This is a genomic window from Sorangium sp. So ce381, assembly GCF_051473845.1.
In the GTDB taxonomy this organism is placed as follows: Bacteria; Myxococcota_A; Polyangia; order Polyangiales; family Polyangiaceae; genus Sorangium; species Sorangium atrum.
In genome coordinates, this window is record NZ_CP150336.1 from 6056941 (window position 1) to 6075139 (window position 18199).

Here is an 18199-nt window from a genome sequence, read left to right on the forward strand (position 1 = left end):
GCCCCGCTCACGCAGCGTTCATGGCTGCGTACGGGCGCGCGGGCGCATAGCGCTGGGCCACGTGAGCGAGCAGCGCGGCCGTGGATTCCATCAGCCGGAGGGCGATGACGTCGGCGTGCCGGTTCCGCCAACTCTCGAGCTCCGTCCCTTTGACCCACTGGTTGAACGCGCCCAGCGCCGGGCTGCAATAGACCTGGAAGTCGACCTTGTTGCCCTCGTCGCCGCGCAGCGCGAGCTTGAAGGCGTGGTCGAGGTACCATTTGAAGACGAGGGCCATCCTGTGCTTGGGGTCGCGCTCGGCCCGCTCGATCTCTCGCGGGCTCTTCTCCCGCAGGAGCGCCCTCGTCTCTTCCCATACCTGCTGGAAGGAGCGCTTGAAGTACTTCTGCTGGACGTGGGTGCTCGTCTTCTCGTCGATCTCTTCGAGCGCGCCGTGGTGGCGATAGAGCTCGTACAGCTTGTTCGCCCTCGCCGCGAAGAACACGCCCTTCTTGAGGACCTGGACCTTCGCGCCGAGCTCGAACATGTCGCTGGCCGGCGCGTAATCCGTATCCTGTACGTGGACGCCCTGGAGCATGTCCTTGACGGCATCGCTCGTGCCGGCCTCCACCGTGCATTGATTGATCGAGCCCGTGACGATGTAATCGGCGCCGAGCACGAACGCCGCGAGCGCGGCCTCGGGCGTGCCGATCCCCCCGGCGGCGCCGATCCGGATCGTCTGCGCATAGCCATGCTGCTTCACGGCCTCGTCCCGCAGCCGGATCATCGTGGGGAGCAGGACGGCGGCGGCGCCGTGGTCCGAGCTCCCGGCGCAGTCCGCGGTCACGGTCAGGTCATCCGCCATCGGCAAGCGCCTGGCCATCTCGGCCTGAGCGGCGCTGATCTTGCCGGCGGCGAGCAGCCTCTCCACGATGCGCGCGGGGGCCGGGCTGCAGAACGCCTGGGCGATCTCGGGGCGCGACACCTTCGCGAGGACGCGGTTCTTGCGGAGGATCGCGCCGTTCGCGCCGAGCTCGAGCCCCTTGAGCCGGAAGCGCACCAGCGCCGGAGTGAGCTGGATGTACCCCGACGCCTCCACGTTCCTGATGCCGAGTCGGAGGTACAGGTCGACCATCTCCTCCTCGACCTCGGGGAGGGCGGGGTTCGACGGGAGGTCCACGCCGTAGCTCGCCTCTGCGCCGAGCTCACGCTCGATAAAGCCGACGGCGCTCTCGATCGCGGGCAGCGTCATCCCGGCGGTGCCGAGGAAGCCCATGAAGCCGGCCTTGCCCATGCGGACGCAGAGCTCCTTCGAGGAGATGCCGTCGCGCATGGAGCCCGCGATGCAGGCATAGCGGAGGCGGTAATCCGATCGGAACGACGCCGCGCCCAGGGACCCGGCCGTGACGCCCGAGCCCTCAGCGACGTCCGCCGCCGGCGCGATCGCGCGCGGCGCCGCGTGCGACGGGCGCTCGGCCGCCGGCGACGGGCGCTCGGCCGCCGGCGACGGGCGCTCGGCCGCCGGCGATGGGCGCTCGGCCACCGGCGATGGGCGCTCGGCCGCCGGCCCCGCCCCTGCGGGCCGCGGTGCCGAGAGCGGCGTGGCCTCCTGCTTGATCTGCTGGACGAGCTTCGTCAGGACGTTACCGGGCCCGATCTCCTTGAAGTCGGTCTCGCCGAGCCCCATGAGGTACCTGATGCTGTCGGTCCACTGAACAGAGCTCGTGATCTGCTCGGTGAGGAGCTGGGACGCTCGCCCGTCGACGTAGGGGCGCGCGGTGACGTTCGAGACGACCGGGATGCCCGGGTTCCGCAGATCGAAGCGCGCGATGTAGGCGGCGAACTCTTCCCTCGCCTCCTCCATCAGCGGGGAGTGGAACGCGCCGCTCACGTTGAGCGGCACATACCGCGCCCCCGCAATGCCGTCGAACACGGGCTTGGCCCGCTGGATCTCCTCTGCCGCGCCGGAGATGACGATCTGCGAGGGGGTGTTGTGGTTCGCGATGTGGAGCCGGCGGAGCCCGTGCCTCTGCAGCGCTTCGAGGATGTCGTCCTCGCGCAGGCCGAACACCGCGGCCATGCCGCCTTTGTCGGCCTTGCTCATCAGCTCTCCCCTCTTCTTGACGAGGAGGAGGCCGGTCTCGAAGTCGAACGCGCCCGCGGCGAGCAGGGCGCTGTACTCTCCCAGGCTATGGCCCGCCAGGTACGCTGGCCGCACCCCCTGGTCCTCGATCCGCTGGTAGTACGAGAGGGCGTTGATCGTGAACAACGCGGGCTGTGTGTACTGCGTCTGATTCAGCCGCTGATCGGGGTTTTCGAGGCACAGCTCCTTGATCGAGTAGCCGAGGATCTCGTCGGCGGCGCCGATGACGCGGCGGAACCGATCGAAGAGATCCGCTCCCATTCCCTTGCGTTGCGCTCCCTGTCCGGGAAAAACGAATACCGCCATCACCCCTCACAGCTGTGCAAAGCACTGGATGCATCATGACTGGCGCCTCGCACCAACGAGATCAGGCCTCGTGGCGCACCACCGCATAGTCTCCGGCGGCACCTCGCGGGCGCTACCGGGCGCGGCCGGGCGCGCGGCACCATCGACGCTGGACAGCGCCATGGGCCACAGCAATGTCTACTCCTTGGCCTGCAGACAAACCATCAAGCGAGCGTCGGAGCCGACACGCGCTGCCCACAGACGCTGCACGTCATGGTCGAGCCCTCAGGGCCGTTTCCCAGCTTACAACCACATGGCGCCTAACCTACAGCGGAAATCTCTCTATGCAAGGAACATATTCGCCAAACAGTTCGTCCTACAACGTGGGACACACTGCGACATTCAGCTCGGTCAGGTCTCGCGCATCTGTCGAGCGGCTGAGCTGCGTGGTGCGCAGCTTGCATCGATCCTGCGCCGCCACATTTCGCATCTTGGTCATAAATGCAACACAACTAACATAGTAGCGCAACCATATTTCGGCGCGATTTCCTCTCCTGATTTCTTCTGTATCCACGCGCGCCGAGGCCGTCGTCCGCATCGGGACCGTCGATAGCACTACTGCCGTGAATTTGGCCCCCGGGATCGTGGTCGTGCGATTGGGGGGGCATGAGCTACGAGATGGATGCGGCGGCCGAGGCACGGCTCGAAGCCTACTTCGCCCAGGTTGGGACGTGCCTGCGCGACAAGCGCAAGCGCGAGTCGTTCGCGATGTACGCGCTCGGCCTGCTCGGTGAAGGTGAGCGCAAGAGCGCGGAGCCGATAGCGGCGCGGACCTGTGGGGATCCTACGAGGGCGCGCGGCGCGCACGACAAGGTGCTCCACTTCTTGGGGCGGGCCGCGTGGGACGACCGTGCTGTGCGGCGCGTAGCTGCACGCTACGCGCTCGCGGCGATGAGCGAACGAGAGCCGGTAACGACCTGGATCATTGACGACACGGGCTTCCTCAAGCAGGGCAGCCACTCGGTCGGCGTGCAGCGGCAGTACACGGGCTCGGCCGGCAAGATCGCCAACTGCCAGGTGGGCGTCAGCTTGAGCGTGACGACCCGAACCGAGCATCTGCCGATCGATTTCGAGCTGTACCTGCCCACCAGTTGGACCGACGACCCGGAGCGACGAACAAAGGCAAAGATCCCTGAGAGTCTGCAGTTCCAAACCAAGATCGACCTCGCGCTGGGCATGATGGAGCGGGCCGTACGCGATGGGATTGCCGGAGACATCCTCCTGGCCGACAGCGGCTACGGTGAATCGCATGCGTTCCGTGACGCAGTGCGCCTGCTCGGCTTCGACTATGCCGTCGGGATCCACGGGCCCACCCAGGTGTGGCTTCTGGACGCGCAGGAACGCCGGCGCGGAGTCGCTATCGGCGTTCAGGAGCTCGGTGTTCAGCTCGGCCCGCGAGCGTTTCGACGCGTGACGTGGCGGGAGGGCACCGGCGGCAAACTCTCCTCGCGTTTCTGCTTTCGGCGCGTGAAGCCAGCGCAGGACGATGGGCTGACGCCTGCAGCCAAGGAACCTGTATGGCTCATGATGGAGTGGCTCGACGGAGAATCGAAGCCTACGAAATTTATCCTGACGACGCTGCCGCGAAGAATGAGCAAGAAGCAAATAGTTCGCATCGCCAAGGAGCGTTGGCGAACGGAACGTGTCTACGAAGAGCTCAAGGGGGAGCTGGGCCTCGACCACTTCGAAGGCCGGTCCTTCGTGGGTTGGCACCATCACGTCTCCGTTGTCCTCTGCTGCTACGCGTTCGTCGTCGCCGAACGTGTGCGGCATTTTCCCCCCTCGCAAGGACGGCAAGCTGCAGCCCACGCGATCGACATCGCGGCCTGAGCGGCACCTCGCCGATTCATTCATTACGATCCGCCTCGCTATAGCGCGCATTCTTGTTCGATAGCTACCCCGCTGCCCTTGCTGTTATCGGCCCAATCGACACCGTCGTCACCGGAGCAGCTCAAGCTCTGGCGTCTCGGAGACAAATCTGCGGCAGTAGTGCTAGAGGCGATCAAACACAAGGTGAGAAGCCTCACGACCCGCTCGACCACCTACCTGGCCCTGAAGGAGGTCCTGTACGCCCTCAACCCTGTGTTAAGGGGCTGGGCCACGTACTTCCGCTACGACGCGAGCAAGCGCACGCTGGCCTACGTCGATTACTTCGCCTGGTGGCGCGTCTTCCGGTGGCTGCGGAAGAAGCACCCCAAGCGAACGTGGAAGTATCTCAAGGGCCGGTATTGTGGTGGGGGGTGGACGCTTCAGGAGGGAGGGCTCGAGCTCTTTCGGCCGTCGCGCGTCAGGGTGGAGCGATACCGCTATCGCGGCACGCGTATTCTCCTGCCGTGGATGGATCCGGATGAGCTGGGCAACGTCGGCCGCTTCGCGAACAGCGCGTACGACGATCCTTCCTCCCTCGGGGCGCTCCAGGAGGATCTCGCCGTGACCTGACCTGGCATCGGGTGCTTGTGGAAAGCCGGATGCGCGGAGACGTGCACGTCCGGTTTGGCGGGCGGGAGGGGGAAACGGAGCCGGGGAAACCCGGCCACCGCGCCCCCTCCCGACCCGACATCTCTCCTACGATGGCCGCTACGCCGACCTGCTGTTCGAGGTCGTCACTCGTCGCTACGACGCGCAGAAGCCGATCCTGCTCAGCACGAACAAGGCGTTCTCCGACTGGGGCCAGGTCTTCCCACACGCCGCCTGCGTCGTCACGCTCGTCGACCGGCTCGTGCACCGGGCCGAGGTGATCGAGATCGAGGCCGAGAGCTACCGGCTCAAGGAAGCCAAGGAGCTGAACGCCTCCCGCATCAAGCAGCGCCGCGCCAAGAAGCACTGAACCGCCTCTTCACCGGTGAACTTCACCGGCGTCGGATGCGGGTCTCACCGGCACCGGGCGCGGATTTCACCGGTGAACTTCACCGAACCCCCGCGGATTGCCGCGATCATCAACAGTCAAAAACACGGACGCCACGTTTCGAGCGTGACCGAGCCTGGGTATCGATTGCCGTTCTCGTGCTGACCTCGTAAACTCGCCGGACAAGCAATGTGTCCCCCGCGGTTGCTGGTAGCACCCGGCGCGCCGTGGACGAACCCAGCCGCAACAAGGTCCTTCACGTCCGTTGTCTACTTGAGCCCCTTGGCGGGCCAAGGAACCGCTCGGCCCAGGACAAGTCGTCGCCCATCCGCTTCCCTTCAGCAGACAGGCCCGACGGGGTGCCAGCGCTGGGGACTGGGGCGCCGAGCTCCCCCGAGCTCGACCTCGGGGCGCCCTGCTCCGACGCCGACACGACGGCACGCGGAACGCTGTGCTACCGTGGCGAGGTGATCAGCCAGAGCGCACTCACCGGGATCGCGGTCGAGCGGAGGGTCACGTTCGCCGAGTGGACCAGTCTGCCTGAAGATGAACCGGGCGAGCTCGTCGACGGGCGGCTCGTGGAGGAAGAGGTGCCTGACGCCGTTCACGAAGTGATCGTGGCCTGGGTGATCAGGGTGCTCGGGGGCTGGCTCATCCCGCAGGGCGGGCTCGTGCTGGGCTCCGAAGCGAAGTACGCGGTGAGCGCTGTCTCTGGCCGTAAGCCCGACGCCTCTGCGTACATGCCTCGGAGCCGCAAGCCACCTCGGCGCGGAACGCTCCACGCTCCGCCCGACATCATGGTCGAGGTGGTCTCTCCTACCCCGCGGGACGCGCGACGCGACCGTGTCGAGAAGCTCCACGAGTACGCATCTTTCGGGGTGCGCTGGTATTGGATCATCGACCCGCAGGAAAGGACGCTCGAGCTCCTCGAGCTAGGAACCGATCGCCGCTACGTGCACGCGCGCTCGGCGGCCGACGGGATCGTCGGCAGTATTCCCGGCCTGGAGGGACTCTCGCTCGATCTCGACGCGCTCTGGAGCGAGGTAGAGCTGCTCGGTCCTGAATCCGGAGAAGGAGCTCTCGGAGACACGGAGGCCCGGTAGCGTTGCCGCGCTTCGTGCGGCATCTACCTGAACCTCCAGCCGACGCTCAGCGCGTCGCCAAGCTCTTGAAATTATTAATGAATTGCGTCCCCAGCGGGATTCGAACCCGCGTAGCAGCCTTGAAAGGGCTGAGTCCTGGGCCGGGCTAGACGATGGGGACCGGCGATTCGGCGCGGGACCCTACCGTCCGTCGTCGAGCAATGCAAGCCCAACTCGCGTCGCCCGTTGGGGTTTCCGTCGTCGGGCCCGCTCCCGCCCCGCGACCCCCGCAGCCGCGCGCGACCCCCGCAGCCGCGGCGCGCGCCAACCGCGCGGCCTCTCGTGGCGCACCGCAGGCCACCCGCCAACGCGTCGGTCGCTCGGCATCGCCGCTCGCCGCTCGCCCGCCACGAGCCTCCGTCCCGACGCGAGCTCCTCCCTTGCTCACGCTTCGCAGCAGCTTCGCAGCACGCCGTCTACCCCGCCCACGGCGCCCGCACGCCCCCCGAACCGCTGGACGACCGCCCTGAATCGGGCGACCATCCCCCACCCCACCTCACCCCATCGACCGAACGCCGCACAGGCCGAGCTCTCCCCATGCTGCCGTCCCCGCGCCTCGAGCCTGCCGTTCCGCTGTCCCAGGGAGGACCGTGCCCCGGCGTCGGCGCCTGACGCGCGCCGCGCTGCTCGCCTTCTGCCCGCTCCCGGCGCTCGTCCCAGCCGCGTTCTCGTGCCCTGCGCTCGCGCAGCTCCCTTCCGAGCAGCCCGCGGCCACGCCCCGTTCCTCTTTGCCTCTTCCCGCTCCTCCGCCTCCCTCTCCCGCTGCTCCTCCTTCCTCTCCACCGCCTCCCCCCTCGCCCGCCGCGCCGCCCCCCCTCGAGGTCGTCGTCACCGGCACCCGCACCCCCGAGAGCAGCCAGCGCGCCACGGTGCGCACGCGCGTCGTCACCCGCGACGAGGCCGAGCGCCGCGGCGCCACCAACGTCGGTGAGGCGCTCGACGGCGAGCTCGGCGTCCAGGTCAACCCGAGCGCCTACGGCGCGCTCGGCAACCCGAGCGCCATCCAGATCCAGGGCTTCGACCTCGACCGCGTCCTCGTCCTCGAGGACGGTGAGCGCGTCATCGGCGACGCCGGCGGCGCCATCGACCTCTCCTCCCTCCCGCTCGGCGACGTCTCCCGCATCGAGCTCGTCACCGGGCCGACAAGCTCGCTCTACGGAACGAGCGCCATCGGCGGCGTCGTCAACGTCCTCTCCGCGCCCCCCGAGCACCCGGGCTTCAGCGGCCGCGCCCGCCTCGAAGGCCGGAGCCGCGCCGGGCTCGTCCTCCATGGCTCGGGCGCCTACCGCGGCGAGCGCGCCTGGGTCAGCGCCGACGCCTCGTTCCAGCGGGAGGACAGCCTCTCCCTCGTCGAGCCCAGCGACAACCTCGCCGATCCCGGCGCGGGCGCCGACGCCCCCACCGTCCTGCCCGAGCGCTCGCAGCGCCTCCTCGGCCTGCGCGCCGGCGCCACGCTCGGCAAGGGCATCGACGTGCGGCTCCGCGCGCGATGGATCCACGACGAGCAGAACGGCGTCGAGCAGAAGGTGTGGCCCGTCCTGGGGGCCTACCTCTACGACCTCCCCGAGGTGACCGACCGCGTCACCCTGCACCTCGCCGAGACGATCGACCTCGGCGGCGGCTCGAACCTGCGCCTCGCCGCGGGCCGGCAATGGGCCCTCCGGACGAGCGGCCGCGATCTGCGCGGCTCGCCCGACGAGGAGCTGCGCGAGCGCTCGGGCGCCCTCCACAGCTACGAGGCGATCGCCACCATCGCCGACGGGCCGCGCACCTGGGTCGCCGGGGCGCGCGCCGAGGTGGAGACGCTCGACCAGGTGCTCGAGATCACCAAGGTAACCCCCTCGGGCACCGAGGAGACCCCGCCGATCGAGGAGGTGCCCGACACCCGGCTCGGCAGCGCCGCGCTCTACGGCCAGCTCGCGTGGAAGCTCACCGACGAGCTCACCCTCATGCCCGGCGTCCGCGGCGAGCTCCGCCTCCGCTACGGCGGCGTCATCGCCCCACGCCTCGCCCTCGCCTACCGGCCCGCCCCGTCCCTCACCCTGCGCGTCTCCGGCGGGCGGGGATTCCGCGCCCCCAGCGCGAAGGAGCTCGGCTTCTCGTTCGACCACTCGAGCCTCGGCTACATCCTCGAGGGCAACCCGGCGCTCGCCCCCGAGACGTCCTGGGGCGTGAACGGCGATGTCACGTGGATCCCCCGAGAGGGCCTCACGGCGCGCGCCGGCGCCTTCGCGAACTGGGTCGACAACCTGATCGACGTCAACCCGAAGCCCCTCGGCTCCTCCGCCGGCGTCGACACGTACACCTACATGAACATCGCCGAGGCGCGCACCGCGGGCCTCGATCTCTCGGCCACGCTCCAGGCCACACCGTGGCTCCGCATCGAGGCCGGCTACGCCTACCTCTGGACGCGCGACGACACGGCCGATCCCAGACAGCCGCTCTCCGGCAAACCGCCGCACACGGCGCAGGCGGCGCTCCGCGCCGATCTGCCGTTCCAGTTCGAGCTCGTCGCCCGCCTACGGACCATCAGCAGCGCGTTCGTCGAGAGAGACCCGAGCGAGGCGAGAGACGTGCGCGCCCCCGGGTTCACCACGCTCGACGCGCGGCTCGCGCGGCCGCTCTGGCCCTCGTCGCAGGCATATATCGGCGTCAGGAACCTGCTTGGCGCGCAAAAGGACCCTGATCGCCGCGGCGACCACCGGCCCCTCGAGGGGCGCACGTTTTACGTCGGCGTCCGCGCCGACTTACCGTGGGAGGACTCATGACGAGAGGATCGGTTGCGGCGGCGCTTCTCCTTCTCACCCCGGCGTGCGGCGACGGCGGGAGCTCCAGCGGAGATCCCGAGCCCCCGAACGACGGCGCGCTCCTCGAGGTCGACGTGCCGGCCGCCGGCCGCGTCTTCCTCCACCTCGCCACCCCGGAGATCGTGGTCCCGGAAGGCGACGGCGCGGCGTCCACCGAATGGGATCTCGCGCTCTCGGGCTACGACGTCTTCACCAACAGCGGCCTCAGCGGCCCCGGCGACGGCGGGGCCCTGCCTATCGGCCTCGACGACTACAGAGCGGGCGACCTGCCGAACACCCCCTTCCTGCTCACGGACGACTCCGGCGGCGCCTTCTCGCGCTGGTACGCCTACGACGGCGAGGAGCACGTCGCCTTCAGCCGCTACCACGTCCACGCGATCGAGCACGAGGGCCGGTACTGGAAGCTCCAGATCTCCTCCTTTTACGGGGAGGTGAACGGGACGCCGGTCACGGCGCTCTATCAGCTCCGCTACGCCGAGGTGCTCCCCGACGGCTCCGGCCCGACCGTCGAGATTCAGGACCTCGACGCGACAGCGGGCGGCATCGACGCGGTCGAGACCGAGCCGAGCGCTTGCCTCGACCTCGCGGGCAACCGGCAGCTGATGCTCACGCCGGAAGAGGCGCGCGCGTCGACCGATTGGAACGTCTGCTTCCGAAGATCGCTCGTCAGCGTCAACGGCGAGCTCGGCGGCCCCGGGACCACGCGCGCCGCCGACCTCCAGGCAGAGGCGTCGGCCTCCGAGGAGCTCGCCGACGTCAAGGCGCGCACCGCCGCGTCGGAGCAGGCGCGGTTCGACGCGGCCGACCACGCGGCCCTCACCGATCCCGCCGTCCCGTACCGCGGCGACCACATCGCGACCGCCTTCACGGGGCGGTGGCTCGAGCCCGGCGCGACGCCCCCCGCGCCGGCCAGGGACGCCGCGTGGCTCGTCCAGAGCGCGGACGGCGTATCGCGCTTCGTGATCGTCATCGAGCGCTTCGAGGGCGCAACGGAAGCATCGCCAGGTCGAGTGAGAATGCGCGTCAAGCAAGTGGAATGAGCGCGGCATGCGCCATCGCACACCCCGCCGAGGTCACGAGCGTGCGCAGCGCGTGACACCGCGCGAGGGCCCGCGCATACTGCGCGCGCGGTGAGGGAGGGCCCTTACCGACGCAGGAGCATGCTTATGTCAACGTCGCTTGCACCGGCATCGAGTGCCATCGATCCGTCTCGTGTGGACGGGAAGCCGGGCGGCGAGCGCCGGGCAACGCAGATGCGCGGTGGCGGTCTCCTCGCCGCGGGCGCGCTCGCCGCCCTCGTCACGGGCGCCTGCGGCGGCAGGGTGGTGGTCGACGGGTTCGAGCCGCCGCCCGACGGCTCCGACGGCACCGGCGGCTCCTGGAGCTCGGGAGACACCACGAGCGCCGCGCCGCAAGGCTCCTCCGGGGCCGGTCAAGGCGGGAGCGTCGGCGAGGGGGGGGCGCCACCGATTCCGCCCCTCGTCAAGGAAGAGCACAACAACGTCGGCGTCGACGGGTCCATCCCGGTCATCGTCCAGCCGGGCACCCTGGGCTTCACGGCCGTCGCCGAGATCATGGCGTCATCGCCGAGCTTCGATCCGATCGGGATCGAGAGCATCCGCGACCCCGACGGCAGGCTGCTGGCGGCCGACTACACCATCCCAGGCACGATGGCCGCGTTCTTCAATCAGGGCATCGGCACGGCGGCCGTCCCCCAGACTGGCGCGGACGCATCCTCGCCGCTCGCGCCGGGCGTCTACTGGGTCAAGCTCGGCAACGGCGGAGCCGGCCCCCTGGCAGAGCCGGCGCGCCTCACGGTGTGGCACCGCCAGACGCTCGACGGGCGCTTTCACGGCGGGAAGATCGACATCAACGGCTTCATCGCCGGCGACGCGGTCTCCGAGCAGTACATGCGGCGCGTGCTGACCTCTGCATACGAGGGGTACGTGGGCCTCGGCGTGGGCAGCATCAACGTCCACCACATCGGCTCGGAGTGGGAGTTCGTCGACGAAGAGGTCCTCCCCGGCGTGCTCGAGCAGACGGCCGGCGCCCCCGGCAGGCCGGCCCTCAACGTGATCGCGGTGACGGCGTTCGGGGGGAGCCTTGCGCAGGCGTCCGGCGTGACGCCCGCCGTGCCCGCGGTCGCGGTCGAGCACGGCACCCACCTGAGCGGCATCGTGGTCACGCTCTACGAGGAGCCATCTGTTGACACCGTGATCCTGCGCCATGAGCTCGGCCACCTCGCCGGGCTGTTCCACACCACCGAGTTCGACGCCGACTTCGGCGACCCGCTGGACGACACCTCGCAGTGCAGCGACGTGAATGCGCTGATGGAGCGCTGCCCGGATTTCGGGAATCTCATGTTCCCGACAGGGGGCGACTTCTCGGGTGCGTTGACGCCGCAACAGACGACGATCGTGCGGGCGAGCGCGCTCTACCGCGGGATCGTCGAGCAGGGCGGCGGGGCGGCCATCCCGCTCCCGGCCGACGCGGACACGCCGGCGAGCGGAGCGCCCATCGCGCCGCCGGCTCCGGGCGAGCGTGCTCGCTCGTTTGCGCCTGACCGCCTCGCCTCCACCGCCGCGCTCCCGCCGCACGCCGCGGCGCTGCTCGCGGGGCACTTCTGCGGCCAGAGCGCGGCCCGAGGCGCGGATTTCGACGAGCTGCTCCGCGCGGCCGGCGGCGCCGACCCCGATCGGCTGCTCGCTGTCGGCCGCGATCCCGGCGCGCCGGCGTACATGAGGGCGCGCGCCCTCACCGCGGCGGGCCGCGCCGCCGCGCGCTCCTCCGCCTCGGCGCGCGTGGTCGCCGAGCTCCAGGCCCTCGCCGCGGATCCGCGCCTCCCGCGCCGCGCGCGGCTCGGCGCTGTCCAGGGGGTCGCGTCCGCCTCGCCCGCCGCCGCCCGCGCGCTCGCCGCGCGCCTGACCGGCGACGCCGACAGGGTCGTCGAGCGCACGGCGACCCGCGCCGCACGGTGACGCCGCGCTCCCGCGGCGGGCGTCATCCCGCCCTGGATCTCGCGGCCATGGAGATGATGCCCGTCCCTGCGACGGCGCGCGCGAAGTCCAGCCCCGTCAGCACGCCGCGGAGCCGCCGCCCCTGCACCACCAGCACGCGCCGCGCCTGCGCCGCGTGCGCGGCGGCCGCGGCGCGATGGAGCGGCGTCCGGACGTCGAGGCAGACCATGGCCGGGCTCATCACGTCCTCGACCGGTGAATCGGAGAGCACGCCGTGCGCGAGCAGCGCCTCGGTCTGGGTGAACATCCCCACCGGCCACCCGCCGGGATCCACGACCACGAGCCCGCTCACCTGCGCCGTCGTCAGCCGGTCTGCGGCGAGCGCGAGCGGCGCGTCGAGCGGGATCGTGTACGCGGGCGCCGACATGAGCCCGGCGATCGGCGTCGGGTCCCGCGCCTCGACCAGGGAGAGCAGGAGATCCTTGGTGCTGAACACGCCGGTCAAGGCTTCGTCCTCGCGGACGAACACGCGATGGATACGGTGCTTCAGCAGCACGCTCGCCGCCTGGATGACGAGCGTCGCGCGCCCGACGGTGATGATGCCCGGGCGCAGCACGGCCCGCGCCGGGACGTCGGGCAAGGTGAGCAGCATTCCTCGGCTGTTCGTCTTCGTCTCGAACCTGCCGAGCCGGAGCAGGTCGGTGCGGGACAGCACGCCGATCGCGTGCGACGCCGCGTCCAGGATCGGAACGCAGGAAATCGCGCGCTCGCCCAGCGTGCGGTGCACCTCGGGCAGCGGCGTCGTGTCGGACGCCGCGATGACTTCGCAGGTCATGTAACGCGAGACGGGTGTCGCAAAAGACATCATGGCGAACATTCCTCGAGGACGCCGGCGAACCGGCGCGCTTCGAGGGAGCAAGAAGCGATCCGCCATGCGACGAGGGCTGCCGGGCCTGGCACACGCGCAGGCACCGCGCGTTGGCGCGCGATCTGCGCCGAGGTGTGCAACGGGCTGGGCAGCGGCTGGGCCGCCAGACCCAGGTGGGCGTGCCAGGCGGCGATGTCCTAAAATGCGACAGGTGGGGGCCCCGGAACGTGGCCATCAGCCGCATGGCCCCCCGGGGCGCCTGGCCTCCAGGAGCTGCGCGTTTGCAGCGAGCTCCCGGAGGCCAGGGTCCCGGTGACTTCCCCGGGGCGACCCGTCAGACGACCCGCTGCTCAGGCATCGGGGCGCGCAGGGGCTCCCTCGCCTTCCGAGGGCCCGTCACGCGCCGAGCCAGGGCCCGCGCTCGCCTTCGTCGCCGCGGATGGACTCCGGGCCCGTGGGCTAGAACCTGTTGCAGCCGCCGCCCCAGCCGGGGGCGAAGCCGCCGATGCCGGAGCCGCCGCACCCCGGCCTCCAGCTGTTGCCCCAGGGGCTCCAGCCGCAAGGCTTGAAGTTCCCGAAGTTGCCCCAGTTGTTCCAGCCCGGGTTGCCCCAGTTGTTCCAGCCCAGGTTGCCCCAGTTGTTGCCGCAGCCCGGGACGCCGCCCCATGTCCCGTTGGCCCAGCCCGGGTTGTTCCAGCCCCAGTTCGGGTCGGTGAAGCCGCCGGGGGCCCCGCAGCTCCGCGAGCCGCCGCACAGCGCCTGGGAGGTCTCCTCCACCGTCACGGCCTCGTCCGCGCCACTCTCGTCGACGCCCTCGTCGCCCACGCCCACCGCGCACCCGGTGGTCAGCGCCGCCATCGCCATCGCGACGCACATCAACCTGGTATTCAACAGCTCGATCATTTCTCCTCCTTGCCCTGCCCGCGACGTCTGCAAGACCGTCGCGCCAGTCGGGTTGCGGAGAGAGCAGCGCTCATGCCCGAGAGCTGGTGTGCAGAGCCTGCCGCCCAAGGGCGCGCGCGGCGGGCGCGAGGCAACGACAAACCGACATTCCTAAACAGCGCACGACCCCGCGGTGATCCGGCGCGTCCCCTCGCGCCGGATCACTGCGCAGAGAAGGCGCTTCCAGGCGCGCTCGGCGCCCGCCGGGAGCGCCGCGCGCGACGCGGCGGCTCCGGCAATAACACGCCTTTCGCGCGCTGCGGATTATTCGGCGCGGCGCGCCTCGACGAGGCGTCTCCGACGATGTCGATCCTCCGCGCCGACAACATGAGACAAGGAGCGATAGCGTCGCAGATGCATTGGCCGTCCTCAGGCGATCAGCGCCGCGCCGCTCGGCGCGCTCAGCCCATCTCCTCTGCGCTCGTGTACGCAGGAGTGCTCAAAAAAGACGCTCCGGGCATCCCGCGTTGCGAGCGTCAGGGGTCCTATCGAATCGGCCCATCCTCCGCCGACGGCGGGCGAGCGCGGCGGCGGCGCGGGGCCGCTCAGGGCGCGGCGATCCAGGTCTCCCAGGCTCGAGAGAAGTCGTCGGCGTGGATCTCGTGGCCGCGCTCCGGGTGCACCACGAGCTCGTGCTCCCAACCGTGCTGGGTCAGCACGTCGGCGAGGTTCTCGGCGCTCGCGATGGTGGAGGCGAGCTCGAGCGCGCCGACAGCGATGTAGATCGGCGGCCTCTCCTCGGAGAACAGATGCTCCTCGATGACCATGCGCCCCGCGCCGACGAGCGCCGCGCCGTCGACGGCGACGAGGCCTTCGAGCGCCACGTAGCTCGCGAAATAGCCGCCGTTGGAGAAGCCCATGACATAACGCCCGCCGAACGTCCCGCCGAGGATCCGCTCCATCAGCGCCTCTGCGCGCATCCACTCTTCGAGCAGGGCGGGCGCCGCGGCGTCGACGGTCTCGCGGCGCGTTGGCCAGCAGGAGTAGGTCTCCACGGACGGATCCCAGGTGCAGAGCCCTGGTCTCCCGCGCGGGAACACGGCGACGGCGCCGAGCGCCTCGGCGGCCTCCGCGGCGGTCGCCTGGAGGTCCACGGGCAGCGAGTCGGGCGCCATGGCCCCGTGCAGCACATAAAGGATCGGCGCGCCGCGGAGCGCGGTCTCCGGCACATGGAAGCAGGTGTGGTCGTCCAGGCCGATCCACCCTGCCGAGCACCAGTCCGTCTCGACCGGCTCCCAGCTCAGCGCCCCGCCCGCGCCGCCCCCACCGCTCCCGCCACCCTGGCCGCCCGCGTTCCCTTGCTCGCTCGCGCCCGACCCGCCGCTGTTCGCCTCGATCGGGTCCGCGGCGGCGCCGCCCCCGCCGCCCTCGGCGGCGCCCGCGGTGCTGGATCCACGCGGCGCCTCGCTGGCAGCGCGCTCGCACGCGGCCAGCGCGAGCACCGCCATGCTCGCCACGATTGCCGCGCGGTCCGCCCTGTCCATGCGCGCGTCCAAGATGCCCTGTCGGTCGTGGCGCCGCAACGCTCGCACGGCGCTGCGCCGCGAGGACTCCCGCCGGCGAAGCGGCCCGCTCGGCGCGCCGGCGCCGGGGTGAGGGCGAAGACCGCCTGCCCTTGCCCTCCCGGCGATGCCGCACTACCGACCCAGCCATGACCCCGCTTCCCGGCCTCCCCGGCCCCTTCCTCGCGGCCGTCCAGCGCGAGTTCCCCGCGGATTTCCTCTCGACGGACGCCGCCGATCTCGCGACGTTCGGCCGCGACTGGACCAAGGTCCACGAGCCCAGGCCCTCGGCCCTCGCGCTCCCGCGCTCCACCGACGAGGTCTCGCGGCTGCTCCGCCTCTGCTCCGAGCACCGCGTCCCGGTCGTGCCCTCCGGCGGCCGCACGGGGCTCGCCGCCGGCGCCGTGGCGGCGAAGGGCGAGCTCGTCGTGTCGCTCGAGCGGATGCGCAAGATGGGCCCGGTCGACGTCCTCGGCGCGACCGTGCGCGTCGAGGCCGGCGCGGTCACCGAGGCGGTGCACCAGCACGTCGCGCCGCACGGCCTCACCTGGCCTGTCGACTTCGCCTCGAAGGGGTCGAGCCAGGTCGGCGGCAACATCGCCACGAACGCCGGCGGCGTGAAGGTCATCCGTTATGGCCTCACGCGCCAGTGGGTCCTCGGCCTCACCGTCGTCACCGCGAGCGGCGCCGTGATCGAGCTGAACGGCGCGCTCGAGAAGAACAACACGGGGATCGACCTGCGCCAGCTGTTCATCGGCAGCGAGGGCACGCTCGGCATCATCACCGAGGCGACGCTCAAGCTCACGCGGGTGCCCGAGGCGCTCAACGTGTTCCTGTTCGCGGTGCCCGACCTCGCCGGCGTGCTCGCGCTGTTCCGCGAGGCCCGGACGGGGCCGTTCGTGGTGATGGCCTACGAGTTCTTCACCGAGAAGTGCCAGGCGCGCCTGCGCCGCCACCGGAACGTGCGCGTGCCGCTCTCCGCGCCGTCGGACTACTACGTGCTCATCGAGGTCGAGCGCGGCGAGCCCGAGGCGCTCGAGGCGTGGATCACCTCGCTGTTCGAGCGCGGGCTGGTCACCGACGGCACGCTCGCGCAGCACGGCGCGCAGGCCGCAGAGCTCTGGGCGCTCCGCGAGGGGATCAGCGAGAGCCTGTCGGCGACCGGGCTGCCGCACAAGAACGACGTGTCCCTCCCCATCCAGGAGCTCGAGGGCTTCTGCTCCGAGCTCGAGAGCCTCTTCGAGGCCCGCTATCCAGGGTGGGAGATCGCGCTCTTCGGCCACATCGGCGACGGCAACCTCCACATCAACGTGATGAAGCCCGACGACCTCACGCGCGAGGAGTTCCTGAAGCGCACCCACGAGGCGGATCACGCCATCTTCTCGCTCGTGAAGAAGTACCACGGCAGCATCTCCGCCGAGCACGGCATCGGCCTGCTCAAGAAGGATTACCTGCCCTACTCTCGCTCGGCCGAGGAGCTCTCGATCATGAGGTCGATCAAGCGGGCGCTGGATCCGCTGAACCTCATGAACCCGGGCAAGATCATCGACGTCTGAGCGCCCTCCGGCTCGCCCCCTCGCTCGCCACGCCCGCGGACCCCCATGGTGCAACAGCGATTCAACCCGTGACCGCACGGCAGCGCGCCGGCGGCCGTTCGATGGAATCAGCGCAAGGAGAGACGATGACCCTCGACGAATCCAAGCTCTCGCACCGGTTCACCGAGCACGGCGGCGTGCGCCTCCACTACGTCGAGGCGGGCGACGGGCCGCTCGTGGTGCTCCTCCATGGCTTTCCCGAGATCTGGTACTCGTGGCGCCATCAGATACCCGCGCTGGTGGAGGCGGGTTACCGCGTGATCGCGCCCGACATGCGCGGCTACAACCTCTCGGACAAGCCCGAGGGCGCCTCGGCCTACGGGATTAACGAGCTCACCGCGGACGTGGCCGCGCTCATCCAGGCTTCGGGCGCGGAGCGCGCCGCCGCGGTGGTCGGCCACGACTGGGGCGGCGGCGTCGCCTGGGAGTTCGCGGCGCGGTATCCGGCGCTCCTCGATCGGCTGGTGGTCCTCAACTGCCCTCACCCCGCGCGGCTGCTCGCCGGGTTCCGCACGGCGCAGCAGCTCCGCAAGAGCTGGTACATGTTCTTCTTCCAGCTCCCGAAGCTCCCGGAGCTCGCGGCCCGGAGGGACGGCTTCGCGTGGCTACGCGCGGCGGTGAAGGACGACCCGCGGCGTCCGGGCGCGGTGAGCGACGAGGATCTCGCCCATTACGTCGAGGCGTGGTCGCAGCCCGGCGCGCTCACGGCGATGATCAACTACTACCGCGCCCTCTTCCGTCCGACCAGCCTCCGCGGGCTTGGCAGGCCGCCCCGCATCGACGCCCCGACGCTGGTGATCTGGGGCGAGCACGATCGCTACCTCGGCTCCGAGCTCGCCGAGCCGGATCCGGCGCTGGTCCCGAACGCCCGAGTCGCGCGCGTCCCCGACGCGAGCCACTTCGTGCACTACGACAGGCCCGAGAAGGTCAATCAGCTCCTCCTCGAGTTCCTGCGCTGACGCGCTCGCTGCAGCGCGGTCGCGCCCCGCTGACGCGCTCGCTGCGGCGCGAGCGCGCGCGGCGCGACGCGACCGCCCGAGAGGCGCGTTTTCTGCCGCACGTACCCGTTTGACA

12 protein-coding genes, 1 tRNA gene and 1 pseudogene are annotated in these 18199 nt (G+C 70.4%); 9 read left to right on the plus strand and 5 right to left on the minus strand.

What is annotated here, in order from left to right; genetic code table 11:
- Positions 1 to 7: 7 nt before the first annotated feature.
- Positions 8 to 2428 carry an ACP S-malonyltransferase gene (fabD, locus tag WMF29_RS22490; RefSeq protein WP_437330799.1) on the minus strand — a complete coding sequence of 807 codons (2421 nt, stop codon included), beginning with the start codon at positions 2426 to 2428 and terminating at the stop codon, positions 8 to 10.
- Between the two features lie 645 nt (positions 2429 to 3073).
- On the opposite strand from fabD, the gene WMF29_RS22495 reads away from it, so the two are divergent.
- From WMF29_RS22495 to WMF29_RS22510, 4 genes and pseudogenes are all read left to right on the plus strand, one after another.
- The gene (locus tag WMF29_RS22495) at positions 3074 to 4297 is read left to right on the plus strand and encodes an IS701 family transposase (protein WP_437330800.1); all 1224 of its coding nucleotides are present in this window, start codon (positions 3074 to 3076) and stop codon (positions 4295 to 4297) included.
- Between the two features lie 78 nt (positions 4298 to 4375).
- The gene (locus tag WMF29_RS22500; RefSeq protein WP_437330801.1) at positions 4376 to 4906 is read left to right on the plus strand and encodes a group II intron maturase-specific domain-containing protein; all 531 of its coding nucleotides are present in this window, start codon (positions 4376 to 4378) and stop codon (positions 4904 to 4906) included.
- A 118-nt stretch (positions 4907 to 5024) separates the two neighbouring features.
- Positions 5025 to 5294: pseudogene (locus WMF29_RS22505) on the plus strand (ATP-binding protein); the annotation flags it as partial.
- Positions 5295 to 5779: 485 nt separating this feature from the next.
- A complete protein-coding gene (locus tag WMF29_RS22510) occupies positions 5780 to 6415 on the plus strand; it encodes a Uma2 family endonuclease (RefSeq protein ID WP_437330802.1) in 636 nt (211 codons plus the stop codon).
- An 85-nt stretch (positions 6416 to 6500) separates the two neighbouring features.
- Here the strand turns inward: WMF29_RS22510 and WMF29_RS22515 are convergent.
- Positions 6501 to 6575: transfer RNA gene (locus WMF29_RS22515), tRNA-Glu, on the minus strand.
- A gap of 469 nt (positions 6576 to 7044) precedes the next feature.
- Between WMF29_RS22515 and WMF29_RS22520 the strand changes: the two genes are divergently transcribed.
- The 3 genes from WMF29_RS22520 to WMF29_RS22530 all read left to right on the plus strand — a co-directional run bounded on the left by WMF29_RS22520 (position 7045) and on the right by WMF29_RS22530 (position 12239).
- A complete protein-coding gene (locus WMF29_RS22520) occupies positions 7045 to 9222 on the plus strand; it encodes a TonB-dependent receptor plug domain-containing protein (protein WP_437330803.1) in 2178 nt (725 codons plus the stop codon).
- Positions 9219 to 10301, plus strand: a complete 1083-nt coding sequence (locus WMF29_RS22525; RefSeq protein ID WP_437330804.1) for an HmuY family protein — start codon at positions 9219 to 9221, stop codon at positions 10299 to 10301. Before WMF29_RS22520 ends, WMF29_RS22525 begins: the two co-directional genes overlap by 4 nt.
- Positions 10302 to 10475: 174 nt before the next feature.
- Positions 10476 to 12239 (plus strand): hypothetical protein, encoded by a 1764-nt coding sequence (locus WMF29_RS22530; protein WP_437330805.1) that lies wholly within the window; start codon positions 10476 to 10478, stop codon positions 12237 to 12239.
- A 22-nt stretch (positions 12240 to 12261) separates the two neighbouring features.
- Here the strand turns inward: WMF29_RS22530 and WMF29_RS22535 are convergent, their stop codons facing one another.
- The 3 genes from WMF29_RS22535 to WMF29_RS22545 form a co-directional block, all read right to left on the minus strand.
- The gene (locus WMF29_RS22535; protein WP_437330806.1) at positions 12262 to 13086 is read right to left on the minus strand and encodes a CBS domain-containing protein; all 825 of its coding nucleotides are present in this window, start codon (positions 13084 to 13086) and stop codon (positions 12262 to 12264) included.
- 459 nt (positions 13087 to 13545) lie between these two features.
- Positions 13546 to 13989, minus strand: a complete 444-nt coding sequence (locus WMF29_RS22540; RefSeq protein ID WP_437330807.1) for a hypothetical protein — start codon at positions 13987 to 13989, stop codon at positions 13546 to 13548.
- Positions 13990 to 14573: 584 nt separating this feature from the next.
- Entirely contained in the window at positions 14574 to 15512 is a 939-nt protein-coding gene (locus WMF29_RS22545; protein WP_437330808.1) for an alpha/beta hydrolase, read from the minus strand.
- A 167-nt stretch (positions 15513 to 15679) separates the two neighbouring features.
- On the opposite strand from WMF29_RS22545, the gene WMF29_RS22550 reads away from it, so the two are divergent.
- A complete protein-coding gene (locus WMF29_RS22550; RefSeq protein ID WP_437330809.1) occupies positions 15680 to 17086 on the plus strand; it encodes an FAD-binding oxidoreductase in 1407 nt (468 codons plus the stop codon).
- 125 nt (positions 17087 to 17211) lie between these two features.
- Positions 17212 to 18084: an alpha/beta fold hydrolase gene (locus WMF29_RS22555; RefSeq protein WP_437330810.1), complete on the plus strand. Its 873-nt coding sequence runs from the start codon at positions 17212 to 17214 to the stop codon at positions 18082 to 18084.
- Positions 18085 to 18199: the final 115 nt, after the last annotated feature.

What these genes read in the sequence shown, in the direction of transcription:
- fabD (WP_437330799.1), bottom strand. Translation starts at nt 2,428, where the DNA reads ATGGCGGTATTCGTTTTTCCCGGACAGGGAGCGCAACGCAAGGGAATG.
- WMF29_RS22495 (WP_437330800.1), top strand. Translation starts at nt 3,074, where the DNA reads ATGAGCTACGAGATGGATGCGGCGGCCGAGGCACGGCTCGAAGCCTAC.
- WMF29_RS22525 (WP_437330804.1), top strand. Translation starts at nt 9,219, where the DNA reads ATGACGAGAGGATCGGTTGCGGCGGCGCTTCTCCTTCTCACCCCGGCG.
- WMF29_RS22535 (WP_437330806.1), bottom strand. Translation starts at nt 13,086, where the DNA reads ATGATGTCTTTTGCGACACCCGTCTCGCGTTACATGACCTGCGAAGTC.
- WMF29_RS22540 (WP_437330807.1), bottom strand. Translation starts at nt 13,989, where the DNA reads ATGATCGAGCTGTTGAATACCAGGTTGATGTGCGTCGCGATGGCGATG.
- WMF29_RS22545 (WP_437330808.1), bottom strand. Translation starts at nt 15,512, where the DNA reads ATGGACAGGGCGGACCGCGCGGCAATCGTGGCGAGCATGGCGGTGCTC.
- WMF29_RS22550 (WP_437330809.1), top strand. Translation starts at nt 15,680, where the DNA reads ATGACCCCGCTTCCCGGCCTCCCCGGCCCCTTCCTCGCGGCCGTCCAG.
- WMF29_RS22555 (WP_437330810.1), top strand. Translation starts at nt 17,212, where the DNA reads ATGACCCTCGACGAATCCAAGCTCTCGCACCGGTTCACCGAGCACGGC.